We start from the raw sequence: 12,656 nt of genomic DNA, 5'->3' as shown, positions 1-12,656 counted from the left end.
TGTAACAAAAAGACTGGAATAATTCCAGTCTAAATGTTTTTTTCCAAAAAGGCATTTACTTTTGACGGACTCGTATCGACAAGCACATCCTGTTCTCCAATCAATGCAGGTGTTGCCATAATTCCATGGTCCAAAGCCAACATCTTGAAACGTTCGGGATCATCTTCCCGTTTCACTACTTCAATGTCCGCTGCATATTTATTGCGTAATCCCATTTCCAAATAATTTTTGAGTGCAATGCACTTTGGACAATTATCTTGGGTTAACATCATTATTTTTGCCATTATCGTTTAATCCTTTCTTTGTCGAAGAAGAAATCATCATCACGCAAGGATTCTGATTTCATTTTTTGATAACCATTTCCCTTCATCGAAAAGTTATCCATTGTCTTAGTCTCGGTATTTAAACCATTCAGAACTACCGGATTCACTTCTTCGTATTCATAATACGCATCAAATCCAAGATTCATCATCGCTTTATTAGCATTATATCTTACAAAAATCTTCACATCGTGGGATAAATCAACTGGATCATAAATCGTTTCAATTAACTCAACTTCTTCCGCATAGATGGTATCCAAGTACGTGGTGAGCCATTCGTAAAGAGATTCTTGTGTTTCTTTATCAAATTTACGGTATATCTCCATAGCGAGGTTTCCAATGTAAAGTCCATGGATGCTCTCATCACGCAAGATGAGGTTAATAATTTCCCCTGCTTGCATCAGCTTCCCTTGACCATAGAAATACAGCGGGTAATAGAAGCCACTATAGAAAAGACAGGATTCAAGGAAAACACTTGCAACCATCGCTTTCCATTGCGCAACATCATATTCAAATTGATCAACGGGCTCGCCCAGTCCAGCATATTGTTTACGATACGTTAAACGGTCAAGATTTTCATAATAACCAACAATCAACGCCAATATGTTCTGCATATTTTTATTTTGTTCACCCCAACGATAGAGTTCATCAATTTCTTCGTTTTTCATGTATGTCATAAAAATATTTGAATAACTCTTAGCATGAACCGCATTTTCCATTGCCGCCATAAAATTTAAAACTGATTTTCGTTGGTGGAATTTCGGGTCAATGGAACGCGAAACGACCGGCATTCCAATATCCCCTTGATAAGTATCTAAGAACGTCAACACCAACAAGTTGCGACCGTAGGCTAGTTTAACATTTTCCGGTAAACTCGCCCATAAGTTTAAGTCTGGTTGCAAGCTGATATCCTCAGGTCGCCAAAACTGACTCAGATTTTGTTCATAAAATGTTTGGGTAAAATTATCTTCATGTTCATTCCAATTGGCTCCATCGTATTCACGATTAGCCTTTGTTTCATTAATTTGCTTTAACATCTTCCCATCCTCCTTAGACTGCACAACTTTCACATTCATCAATTCTTAGTTTTTGTGTACGTGTATAGTACAACGTTTTAATCCCTTGGTAGTGTGCATACAAGTAGTAACGTTGTAAACTGCGGGTTGTTTCATCCGATGTAATGCATAATTCAAATGAAATTCCTTGATCCACATGTTTTTGAGCTGTTGCAATCACATCGATAATCTTATATTTATCCATTTGATATGCTGATTCGTACATAAATCCAGCGACATCCGCTGCAGGCATTGGGAAGTATGTTTTTGAGTTCCCATAAGTACGTTCTTCAACAATTTGTTTAATCGGTGTTAACGACGGTGTCGCACTCATAACATAAGCAATCGACCCATTTGGAGCAACGGCAAGACGATTGGAATTATAAAGCCCGTAAGTCATTACATCTTCTTTTAATTGTGCCCAATCTTCATCCGTAGGAATGACAACATCTGCTAATAATCCTTGAACAACCTCTGTTTTGGGTAACACTTGACCACGATCTTTAAAGTATGAGCCGTCCGCATACGAACTGCGTTCAAAACCATAGAAGGTTTCCCCTGTTTCTTTTGCCTTTTCCATAGAATGAACAAGACTGTAGTAATTGATAATACTAAAGAACACATCAATTAAATCAATATCTTCTTCGCTACCATATGCAATATAATTTTCCGCAATATAACCATGGTGTCCCATAATTCCGAATCCAACACTGCGCATAATACGATTCGCACGCGCAACCGCAGGAACATGGGCAATATTTGTTTTTTCAGATACCGAATTCATAATTTCCATTGCAGCAAATACTGTTTCTTTAATGGAATTGTTTTTAATCATATTCCCCATGTGTCCACTTGCAAGGTTACATGAGATATCCAAACCAATTTCATCCATGTCACGACGGTGATAATCACCATAATGAGATACAATCGACGGTTGAAGAATTTCGGTACATAGGTTTGAAAACTTAATTGGATCTGCAAGCGGGTTTTCTTTGTTTACATTATCCGCATACATAATGTAGGGATATCCGGATTCCCCTTGAAGTTGGGCAATCATATCAAACAATTTACGTGGATTGATCTTACGTTTTCGAACGTTTGGATTCTCAACCAATTTGTCATACCACTCTTCCATTTTAATTGCGACATCAGAAAATGGAATGCCGTACTCTTTAAATACTGTATGTGGGTAGAAGACATACATATCCTTGTCTTCACGTGCCAACTCAATCATCTTATCGGGCATAACAACCCCCATTGACAACGTTTTAACACGAACATCGTCATCCGCATTGAGCTTTTTAGTTTGCAGGAAATCTTCAATGTCAGCGTGGAATACATTTAAATAAACCGCTCCCGCACCTTGACGTTGCCCCATTTGATCCGCATAACGGAAAGCATTGTCTAAAAGTTTTGCAACTCCGACGACCCCTTTTGCCACATTGGGAATATCTTTAATCGACTCACCTTTCGCACGTAAATTAGTAAGGTTAATCGACACACCTCCCCCAAGCTTAGAGAGTTGCATCGCAAATTCCTGTACACGAGCGATATCATTAAGTGAGTCATCAACTTCCAAGAGGAAACAGGATACAAATTCTCCCCGCTTTTTCTTTCCGGTATTGAGAAGTGTAGGTGTTGCCGGTGTAAAGTCTTGCGCAATCAACGAAGTAATGAGTTTCTTCGCCAATTCGAAATCACCATCTGCATGGTAAAGCGCAATTACCGAAAGACGATCTTCATAGCGTTCTAAAAAGACACGTTCCGCATCAATCGATTTGAGTGCATAATCATTATAGAATTTGAAAGCTCCCATATAGGTTGGAAAACGGAATTTCGCATCATAAGCGATATCATATACAGTTTGAATTTGATCGAAGGTATATTTTTCTAGAAATTCTGTTTCGTAATACCCATTTGTAGTGAGATATTCTAGTTTTTCTTCAAGCGAATGAAAAAACTGAGTTTTCTTGTTTATTTCATTTAAAAAGTACGATCGCACCGCCTCTTTATCTTTATTTAAATCTTTAATATTTCCATCACCATCCACAATTTGATTATTAAGAATAACCCACTCTGGAATTTGGTTTGATTTATTTTGTACAGTCATTGAATTTTCCTCCCCTTATACGTCGTAATCCATTGCTGGACAATTTCCACATCTTTTGTAAACCCTGAACCTTCAAATTTTAAAACAAGTTCAATTTCATAAGCATCGCGAATCTTATCGCCAGCCGCACCGAAATTTGTGCCCCAGTTGCGATTCCCACCAACCGCAAGACCAACAACCTTATCTGCATACTGCTCCAGAAACGCTTTACTTTCTTCCGTAACCTTCCCAAAATCCCAGGACCGTGTTACAAGAAATACGTCCTCTTCATTGGGTTCGTAATCCAAAATATCAATACAGGTCTCACCCAATTTTTCTGCGAATCGTTGACATTGACCGGTTAAACTATCAAAAACTACAATCACATCGTCACACCCTTTCGAACTAATTTCATTTAAACATAACCCTCCTTAAATTTCTTGAGTATTACATGAAAATACTGCGAAATTCAAAAATGTAAACTTGAAAGATTAAATATTTATCGTTTAACATTGTTAGTAACTTTGTTTTTCATTTATCATGATTTTCTGCAGTCTTTTTCACCCATCCCTTGACACCCTTGTTTTTGTTGATAAGAGGTCGATTTTGAAAACGCTTAAATTTTATGCACGAGCGTTCGTGCAAAAGTCCCTATGGAAGTGGTTTCATGAGGTATGTATGATAAAAGCGAGCAAAGGAAAGAGAGGTGACTCAATGAATACATTAATGGATTGTATTATTGAAATCCCAGAAAAATTGGAAAATATTATTGATAATCGAAAGATTATTGAAGCGGCAATTATCAACGCGACTGAGGGAGAATCAGTACAGAAAGTTGTTGTCGTTGGATCCGGTTCTTCGTACAATACCGCATTCACAACGAAATCATTCGCTGAATCCGTCTGCCATATTGAAGTCGAACTTATGTATCCAAGCATCTTTGTTGAACACTACAATTTAGATTTATGCGATAAAGATGCACTTTATATTTTTATCTCACAAGGTGGTCATACAAAACTTGTATACGAAGCCATACATAACGCAAATGAATTAGGATTAAAGACAGTATCAATTACGGAGTCGCTCGATACGCCTATTGCTAATGAGGCAAGGACAGCCCTCGAAATGGGAAGTGTTCATGAAACTTATATATTTAGAACGCTCGGCTTCTCAACGACATGCACAGTCTTATATCTTGTTTACATAACACTTGGTGTACATAACCGTCATATCGACCCCACACTTTATGAAATTCTAATTAAAGATATGACCGTCATGATTCACGAACTTCCCCACATTCGTGAAGCATCGAACCAGTATTATGCAAAACATCGAGCTTACTTCGCTAAAACGGATGCATATATCTTTGCAGGACCTGGTGTACTGTGGCCCATCGCTCAAGAAGCTGATATTAAGTTTATGGAAATGCTGCCAAGTCTCACCAACAGTTTCGAACTCGAAGAATTAATTCACGGTCCTCAAAACATGTTCACTTCAAATCAAGGATTCTTCTTACTGGCTCATCATGAAAATGATGTTGAGAAGTGCCGTAAGATCAAAAACTTTATTGAAAACGAGGTCAAAGCACATTGTATGATAATTTCGAATACGGATGACGATGATTTTAAAATCAACACACACTCCACATATTTTTTCCCACTATCATACATCACATTCTTCCAAGTTCTGGCTTACCACATCGCTACAGATCGTGGTCGTGATTTGTCAAAAACAATGTATGCAGGTCTGACACATTATATTAATAAAACCTTGCAATCGGAGCAGCTATGAGAAAAGTATTAATCGCTACCCACGGGAAGTTTGCGGAAGGCATCCGTACTTCACTTGATATTATTATTGGAAAAAATGATGATATTGAAGTGATTAACGCTTATGTCGATGACCAAGTCTTTGAAGATCAGTTAAAACACTATCTTGAGAGCGTAATGGATGATGACATCCTCATTGTTATGACCGATTTATTTGGGGGAAGCGTCAACCAGTGCGTTATGCGCCATGTCGATGTTAATAAAACTTTCGTTATTACCGGTGTTAATCTCGCGATAATGCTTGAAGTCTTATTGATGCCGGTAGATAATCTATCTCGTGAAAGCATTCAAAATGCCATCATCACATCTCGAGAACAATTGATGCTTGTTCAGTTCGATGATGATGATTCCGATGACTTTGATGCACTTATATAAAGAAGGAGTTTATGATGATACAAAAAATTAGAATTGATGATCGTTTATTACACGGTCAAGTAGCATACAGTTGGAAATCCGCATTGAATTATGAAGCCATTGTCATCGCAAGTGACGATGCTGCAACCAATGCAATTCGGAAACAAGCACTCAAGCTTGCGAAACCGGACGGTGTAAAACTTGCAATTCGTTCAATCGATGAAGCCATTACACTACTCAACAACGATAAATTAAAATCACTCAAAGTGTTTGTCGTTACCGCTTCGCCGCTTGATGCATTAAAACTATATCAAGGCATTAAAGAAACCCCTACATGCACAATTGGTGGTGTTCAGATGAAAGACGGACGGAAAGCGTTCGCTCCAGCTGTTTACTTTACACCCGAAGAATTGGAAGCCATGGACAGCATCGTTACTGCTGGGATTTCTGTTGAAGTAAAACAAGTTCCTGATGATAAAGGGAAAGAGTTTGTTGATTTACGTAAAAAATATTTAGAACAATAATCATATAAAAATATAAGGAGGAAATATCTATGCAAGAAGCATTACTTGTTGGTCTTGTCGTCGCATTGGTATGGTTCGTAGAGAAAATGCTTGGAACCCCAATGGTCAACAGACCGCTTATTATCTCACCCCTTGTCGGTCTCGTATTGGGTGATTTACAGTCAGGTATTATTATTGGTGCAAGTCTCGAACTTGTCTTCATGGGTGCAATTCAAGTCGGAGCCGCTGTGCCACCGGATGTACTTATCGGTTCAGCCTTAGGTACTGCATTCGCCATTTTATCCGGTCAAGGATCTGAAATCGCGCTTGCTCTCGCACTTCCAATCGCAATTCTCGCTCAATCTCTAAAAGTCATTATTTTTATCGTAAGATCGTGGTTTATGGACTTTGCGATGAAACTTGCAGAGAATGCAAACATTAAAGGTATGTTTGCCCTTAATATTGCTGGATTGCTCTTACACTGTCTTATGTACTTCACCGTGGCATTCGTAGCCGTTCTCTTTGGCGCAAATGCTGTCGAAGCATTTGTACAAGCAATTCCCGCAAATCTAATGAATGGCTTGGAAGTAGCTGGTAAACTCTTGCCGGCTGTCGGTTTCGCACTCTTGTTGCAACCAATGATGAATGGCAAAAATGTTCTTTACTTCATCCTCGGATTCATTCTCATTGCGTATCTTGAACTACCAATCTTAGCCGTAACGCTCTTTGGTGTCATCCTCGCTTTCATTATCGTATTCGAAGTGGGACAACACCCTACAGGCTCAACATCCGTACAACACGATGAATTGGAGGACTTATTCGATGAATAAAATTGAAACAACTCAGGAAGATAAAAAACTATTTAGAGAAATATTCTGGTATTCATTCCTACTTGAAAACTCATATAATTACGAACGCCAACAAGGTCTTGGCTTTGCCGTGGGTATGTGGCCTGCAATTAAGCGTTTCTATCATACAAAAGAAGATCGTGCCGATGCACTTGTGCGTCACATGCAAATTTTTAACACAACACCTCATGTTGTCTCCGCGATAACCGGTGTTGCAACTGCACTTGAAAAAGAAGCAAGCCAAAACCCTGATTTTGATAAAAATACAATCAACAGCATTAAGATTTCACTCATGGGACCGTTTGCTGGAATCGGTGACTCCTTCTTCTGGGGAACCATTCGAATCATCGCAACCGCAATCGCTTTGCCCCTATCACAACAAGGAAACATCCTTGGACCGATCCTATTCCTTATCGCTTTCAACATACCACACATGATTGTACGTTACCTCGGTGGTGTATTTGGCTATAAATTTGGAACCAACCTTATGGATAGCGCATCCGAATCCGGAATCTTTGCGAAGATTACCAAAGCAGCAACTATTGTTGGTCTTATGGTTATTGGTGGGATGAGTGCACAGATGGTTAAACTTCAAACCGTTGTATCGTTCTCATTTAATGAGACCGAGTTCCTACTTCAACAGTATATCGATCAAATTTTCCCACTCTTATTACCCTTGCTTTACACACTATTTATGTTCTATTTACTTAAAAACAAGAAGAAGAGCTCGATGTTCTTACTCCTTGTAACGATTGCATTTGGTATCATTGGATCCTACATTGGATTACTCTAATTGCACAAGTGAAGATGTTGCGTTATCGTAAAGATACGCAACATCTTTTTTAGGAGGATTTATGGAATTCACAAATCGACAACTTATTATTATGCATCATCTCGCACAGGGTAATATAGTAACAGCCCATGAACTTGCTTTATCCAGCAACGTATCCATCCGCACCATCAAAAAAGAAATCCAAACCCTTCGTGAAGAACTCAAACCTTATCATATTGAGGTTTTATCCATACCAGGGCACGGTTATCGTTTGAACGCTTTGGAAGAACATCAGGAAGAAAAAATATTTGAAACCATCGGTTCCATCAGTTTAATTCGGCGCATGAACAGTTTTTCAAGAAACAACTCAGAGCGGGTATCTTTTCTCATCCGTACACTTCTAGAAGCTGATGATTACCTCAAAATTGAAGCCCTCGCGGAACGCATGTTTGTCAGTCGTACCACCGTCCATAATGATCTTAAAGATGTTCGTGCTCAACTCAAGCGGTTCCACTTAGAATTAAAGGCCCGACCAGCATATGGGCTCAAACTAACAGGAACAGAATTTAACCTACGGCTCGCCTTTGCAGAATATTTTTTTCATAATACCCTAAGTTTAGTGGAACCTAAAGAACGCGAACCCTATATCCAAAACCAAGATGTCCTAGCACAGACCGAGGATATCGTTAAAAAAAGCTGTTCAAACGCTCATATTTTGTTATCAGATTTCTCACTTCAAAATATAGCAATTCATATTCTCATTCTCTTTAAGAGACGGCGTGATGGCCATGAAATTCATGAGCAGTATCCTCTTGACTCGCCCCTACTTCCACTTGCAACTACGATTACCAAACAATTGTGTGAGCAATTCAATGAACCACCCCTCACTTCCCCTGAGTTGCTCTATATTGCAACTCACCTCGATAGCAAACAAATCATTGCTCACTCTGGAAAAACAGAATCACAAGATGAAGCACTCATTTATGATATCTTCACTGAAATTGATAACAACTTCGCTATCAATTTCTTTGATAATCACGAACTCTTTCGGTATTTATTGTTGCACATTCCACAAATGATTAAACGTATTCAAAATGGATTAACCATCCGTAACCCCTTAATTCATCGCAACTTGCGTGAATTTCTCTTCGCCGCTAAAGTAACCATCTCCGCGGTTGCCGTTATCGAAGCAAATTACCCTGATATAACCATTAATCTTGATGAATTTGGCTACCTGCTTCTTTATTTCCAAGGCGCTTTAATGACTCGACGTCACCAACAAACCATTGAAATTGGATTCATTGGTGGGAATGGACGTTCCGAAACCATTGTATACGGTCAAAGTCTGCGTGATCACTTCCACCACGATCACGTTACCGTCAACGTATACGGGTCACTACAAGAAATTACAAAACCTTTGGACATTGGTGTTTCAATGTCCAAAATGACCATCCCACAAGCCCGAGAAGTCGTTGCAATCGAAGATGGCAACTACCTCACTCACATCGAACATAAAATTAAGCAGTTTGATCTTGCAGAAGCTGACTTAGACCTCTATCTCAAACCAGAATATTATATTCGCAACCTCCCTGGCAACCATAAGGAACAAGTTCTTCATAACCTCATCACCATGATGGCAGATATGAACCTTCTTAAACCCCATTTCGATCAAAACCCGTTTGCAACGCATGAAATTGGTCATCAACTCGTTCATCTCCAAGATTTAAAAAAACACGTTGACCGCGCTCTCTGCTTTGTTGCTGTGCTTGAAAAACCCATCATCTGGGAAAAAAGTGAAGTTCATGTGCTCTTTCTAATTAAAACCAAACGGGATGGCGACCACGATCTTTTCTACCTTTGCGACCTCTTTTCCAAATGGTCGATGGATCGGTATAAAGTCCAACAACTTATCGAAGGACAATCTTTCGAAGAATTTAAAAAATCCTTGCTTTCGGCATAAGCGAATGGCTTGTCCCCAAACGCACCATCGTGTATGATGAGTGCATCTTTAAGACTTAAGGAGTAAAAATCATGATACATAAATTTATTGATAATGGCAGCGACAAAACCCTGGTCCTTTTCCATGGGACAGGCGGGGACGAAACTGTACTGCTCCCCGTTGCGAAAATGGTTGCACCTACGATGAACCATCTTTCTATTCGTGGCGACGTGGTCACTTTTGGGAAACGTCGTTTTTCAGCGGTACAAAATGAAACCCAAATTCTCGATGAAGCGGATCTTTTGGGCCGAACAGAAACCCTATTGAATGTGGTGAAAGACCTTCAAGCACAGTACAACCTTGGAGAACTGTGGGCACTTGGATTCTCTAACGGCGCCAATACTATCGCAGCATTAATCCTTGAACATCAGACCCCTTTTAAGAAATGCATTCTCCTAAGGCCGATGAACTTCACAAGTGATACGAAAGAATGCGACCTTAATCATATGGATATTCTTATTCACAGTGGTCGATTTGATGATATAATTCCTTATGAAAGTGCCGTTGCGCTTGAAAAACGACTCATGAATAACAATGCACAGGTAACTCATCGCATTTATGAGCTTGATCATCGCATGCGTGCTTACGAAATCGAAGAAATCAAACAATGGTTTGATATGGAGCTTAAATAATGAACAATGCATATGAAATTCTTACCACATCACAAAACTTTGTGGTTGCCGGCATTAACAACAAACCGGACAAATACGCCTACCGTATTTATAAACTATTAGAAGAAAAAGGAAAACAAGTAATTGGTGTTAATCCTAATTATACCGAAATTGAAGAAAAAACAGTTTATCCTTCAATTTCAGAAGTACCTGGATCCATCGACATTGTCGTGATGGTTGTAAACCCAAAAATCGGTATCCATATGTTGGAAGCGATTAAAGAAAAAGGCGCTAAAGTTCTATGGCTTCAACCTGGAACAATGAACGATGCTCTTCTTGCTAAAGCGAAAGAGCTTGAATTAAATGTTATCGAAGCGTGTGTCTTAGCCGTTTACGCAATCAACGAACCGAAAGCATAAAAAAAGCAGAAGTTCTCCCAATTATGGGTTGAACCTCTGCTTTTTTTATTTTTTTTATTTTACTAGAAGTGTACGCAACTCTGCCATACGTTCCCCAAATTTTTCAAGGGTTGTATCAACTGCAGTCGGTTCCGTCATATCCACACCTGCTTTACGCAAGACATTGATTGGATAATCTGAACTTCCTGATTTCAAGAAATCAAGATAAGGTGTTGCATCGCCACCATTATAGATGGTTTCACTAAAGAGTGTTGCAGCACTAAATCCAGTAGCATATTGGTATACGTAATAATTATAGTAGAAATGAGGAATTCGTGCCCATTCATACCCAATCTCTTTTGTACTAATTGATTCACCATAGTAAAATTGGTTTAGTTTGTAATAAGATTCAATCAAGTAATCCGCCGTCAATGCAACGCCGTCTTGGTCCGCTTTATGAATAAGGTGTTCGAATTCCGCAAATTGTGTTTGACGGAACACGGTCCCTTTAACGGTGTCTAAATAGTGGTTTAGCAAGTAAGCGCGGATCTTTGGATCATCGTATTGATCTAATAAATAATTTAAGAGTAAATTTTCATTGGTTGTAGATGCAACTTCCGCTACAAAGATTGAATAATCTCCATAAATGTACGGTTGATACTTACGTGTAAAGTACGAATGAACACTGTGTCCGAGCTCATGTGCTAGTGTAAAGACATTATCAATATTTTCATGCCAGTTAAGCAGAATATAAGGAGCACTTCCGTAAGTTCCCGAAGAATAAGCACCCGATCGCTTCCCTTTATTTTCCACTACATCAATCCAACGTTCATCAAATGCACGTTTTAAGACTGCACAATATTCTTCACCTAAAACACTAAGCGCATCAAGAATGACTTCTTGTGCTTCTTCATAAGTAAATTTAAGGTCAACTTCATCAACCATCGGTACATAAATATCATACATTTGAATGTCTTCAATACCGAGCGCTTCTTCACGAAGTGCTACATAATCATGAAGTAAATTGATATTGTTATGGATTCCTTCGAGTAGTGAATCATACACAGCTTCATCAATGTTATTCTCTGCTAAGGCAGCATGACGTGCTGATGCATAGTTACGAATTGCAGCATTAAAATTATGAACCTTCACATTCCCAGACAAGGTACTTGCGAGAGTGTTTTTTAAATTACCGTAAGTTGTTTGCATTGCTTTAAAAGCATCTTCACGAACACGACGATCCGCACTCTCCATAAAGAGTGAATAACGACCGTGTGATAGTTGTGCATCATTGCCTGCTTCATCTTTGATAGTTGGGAATTGGATATCAGCATTATTAATCATCCCAAAGGTTTGCGATGAAACACCGAAAATTTCACCCGAAGAAGCTAGAATGCGTTCTTCTTTTTCACTCAGAATATGAGGACGTGATTTGAATAAGCGATCAAATTCATGATCATAAAGACTCAATGCTTCATTCGATGCTAAGTATTCTTTAATAACTGCTTCATCTGCCGATAGAATTTCAGCTTCATAAAACGAAAAACTTGAACCAAACTGAGCAAGAAGTGATTGAACACGAGCGTTCATCGCTTGATACTTCGGATTGGTTGTATCAACATCAAAACTTAGATGAGCATAAACATATAAAAATTCAATACGATAACTGAGTTCATCACGAAATTTAAGACCTGCCAATAAACTATCAGCATTTTTAGTTAAAGTACCACGGTACTTAATCACTTCACTTAAGTCGTTTTGAATTGCATCAAATTCTTGATTCCATGCGTCATCATCTTTAAACATAGGCGTTAAATCCCATGTATCTTTTATATCCACTTCACTACGAAGTGGTAATTCATATTTATCCGACATAAA

At 38.8% G+C, this 12,656-nt stretch carries 13 protein-coding genes; 8 read left to right on the top strand and 5 right to left on the bottom strand.

The genetic code is table 11. The annotated features are described in order from the left end of the window. Nucleotides 1–29 precede the first annotated feature (29 nt). The 4 genes from B096_RS0107345 to nrdI are packed head-to-tail and all read right to left on the bottom strand — an operon-like array spanning nucleotide 30 to nucleotide 3,850. Nucleotides 30–284, bottom strand: a complete 255-nt coding sequence (locus B096_RS0107345) for a glutaredoxin family protein (RefSeq protein ID WP_018580098.1) — start codon at nucleotides 282–284, stop codon at nucleotides 30–32. Next, nucleotides 284–1,357 carry a class 1b ribonucleoside-diphosphate reductase subunit beta gene (nrdF, locus tag B096_RS0107340; protein WP_018580097.1) on the bottom strand — a complete coding sequence of 358 codons (1,074 nt, stop codon included), beginning with the start codon at nucleotides 1,355–1,357 and terminating at the stop codon, nucleotides 284–286. The genes B096_RS0107345 and nrdF overlap by 1 nt, the downstream gene beginning before the upstream one ends. 13 nt (nucleotides 1,358–1,370) lie before the next feature. Continuing rightward, complete coding sequence (gene nrdE / locus B096_RS0107335) at nucleotides 1,371–3,485, bottom strand: class 1b ribonucleoside-diphosphate reductase subunit alpha (RefSeq protein WP_018580096.1); 2,115 nt, start codon at nucleotides 3,483–3,485, stop codon at nucleotides 1,371–1,373. After that, nucleotides 3,482–3,850 (bottom strand): class Ib ribonucleoside-diphosphate reductase assembly flavoprotein NrdI, encoded by a 369-nt coding sequence (nrdI, locus tag B096_RS09680; protein ID WP_018580095.1) that lies wholly within the window; start codon nucleotides 3,848–3,850, stop codon nucleotides 3,482–3,484. Before nrdI ends, nrdE begins: the two co-directional genes overlap by 4 nt. A gap of 328 nt (nucleotides 3,851–4,178) precedes the next feature. On the opposite strand from nrdI, the gene B096_RS0107325 reads away from it, so the two are divergent. The 8 genes from B096_RS0107325 to B096_RS0107290 all read left to right on the top strand — a co-directional run bounded on the left by B096_RS0107325 (nucleotide 4,179) and on the right by B096_RS0107290 (nucleotide 10,799). Further along, a complete protein-coding gene (locus B096_RS0107325) occupies nucleotides 4,179–5,255 on the top strand; it encodes an SIS domain-containing protein (protein WP_244264584.1) in 1,077 nt (358 codons plus the stop codon). Beyond that, entirely contained in the window at nucleotides 5,252–5,668 is a 417-nt protein-coding gene (locus tag B096_RS0107320) for a PTS sugar transporter subunit IIA (protein ID WP_018580093.1), read from the top strand. The genes B096_RS0107325 and B096_RS0107320 overlap by 4 nt, the downstream gene beginning before the upstream one ends. A 14-nt stretch (nucleotides 5,669–5,682) precedes the next feature. Further along, nucleotides 5,683–6,171, top strand: coding sequence for a PTS sugar transporter subunit IIB (locus B096_RS0107315; protein WP_018580092.1), 489 nt, complete (start codon nucleotides 5,683–5,685; stop codon nucleotides 6,169–6,171). A 29-nt stretch (nucleotides 6,172–6,200) separates the two neighbouring features. After that, nucleotides 6,201–6,980 carry a PTS mannose/fructose/sorbose/N-acetylgalactosamine transporter subunit IIC gene (locus tag B096_RS0107310; RefSeq protein WP_018580091.1) on the top strand — a complete coding sequence of 260 codons (780 nt, stop codon included), beginning with the start codon at nucleotides 6,201–6,203 and terminating at the stop codon, nucleotides 6,978–6,980. Beyond that, nucleotides 6,973–7,791 carry a PTS system mannose/fructose/sorbose family transporter subunit IID gene (locus tag B096_RS0107305; RefSeq protein ID WP_018580090.1) on the top strand — a complete coding sequence of 273 codons (819 nt, stop codon included), beginning with the start codon at nucleotides 6,973–6,975 and terminating at the stop codon, nucleotides 7,789–7,791. The genes B096_RS0107310 and B096_RS0107305 overlap by 8 nt, the downstream gene beginning before the upstream one ends. A 61-nt stretch (nucleotides 7,792–7,852) precedes the next feature. After that, nucleotides 7,853–9,730 carry a BglG family transcription antiterminator gene (locus B096_RS0107300; RefSeq protein WP_018580089.1) on the top strand — a complete coding sequence of 626 codons (1,878 nt, stop codon included), beginning with the start codon at nucleotides 7,853–7,855 and terminating at the stop codon, nucleotides 9,728–9,730. Nucleotides 9,731–9,801: 71 nt separating this feature from the next. Continuing rightward, the gene (locus tag B096_RS0107295; RefSeq protein WP_018580088.1) at nucleotides 9,802–10,401 is read left to right on the top strand and encodes an alpha/beta hydrolase; all 600 of its coding nucleotides are present in this window, start codon (nucleotides 9,802–9,804) and stop codon (nucleotides 10,399–10,401) included. Continuing rightward, nucleotides 10,401–10,799: a CoA-binding protein gene (locus tag B096_RS0107290; RefSeq protein ID WP_018580087.1), complete on the top strand. Its 399-nt coding sequence runs from the start codon at nucleotides 10,401–10,403 to the stop codon at nucleotides 10,797–10,799. The genes B096_RS0107295 and B096_RS0107290 overlap by 1 nt, the downstream gene beginning before the upstream one ends. 54 nt (nucleotides 10,800–10,853) lie before the next feature. Here B096_RS0107290 and pepF read toward each other — a convergent pair whose 3' ends face one another. Continuing rightward, complete coding sequence (gene pepF / locus B096_RS0107285) at nucleotides 10,854–12,653, bottom strand: oligoendopeptidase F (RefSeq protein ID WP_018580086.1); 1,800 nt, start codon at nucleotides 12,651–12,653, stop codon at nucleotides 10,854–10,856. Nucleotides 12,654–12,656: the final 3 nt, after the last annotated feature.

This window comes from Erysipelothrix tonsillarum DSM 14972, from assembly GCF_000373785.1.
GTDB lineage: Bacteria > Bacillota_I > Bacilli_A > Erysipelotrichales > Erysipelotrichaceae > Erysipelothrix > Erysipelothrix tonsillarum.
Note: the sequence above shows the minus strand (reverse complement) of the source record. Positions and strands in the feature narration are given on the sequence as shown.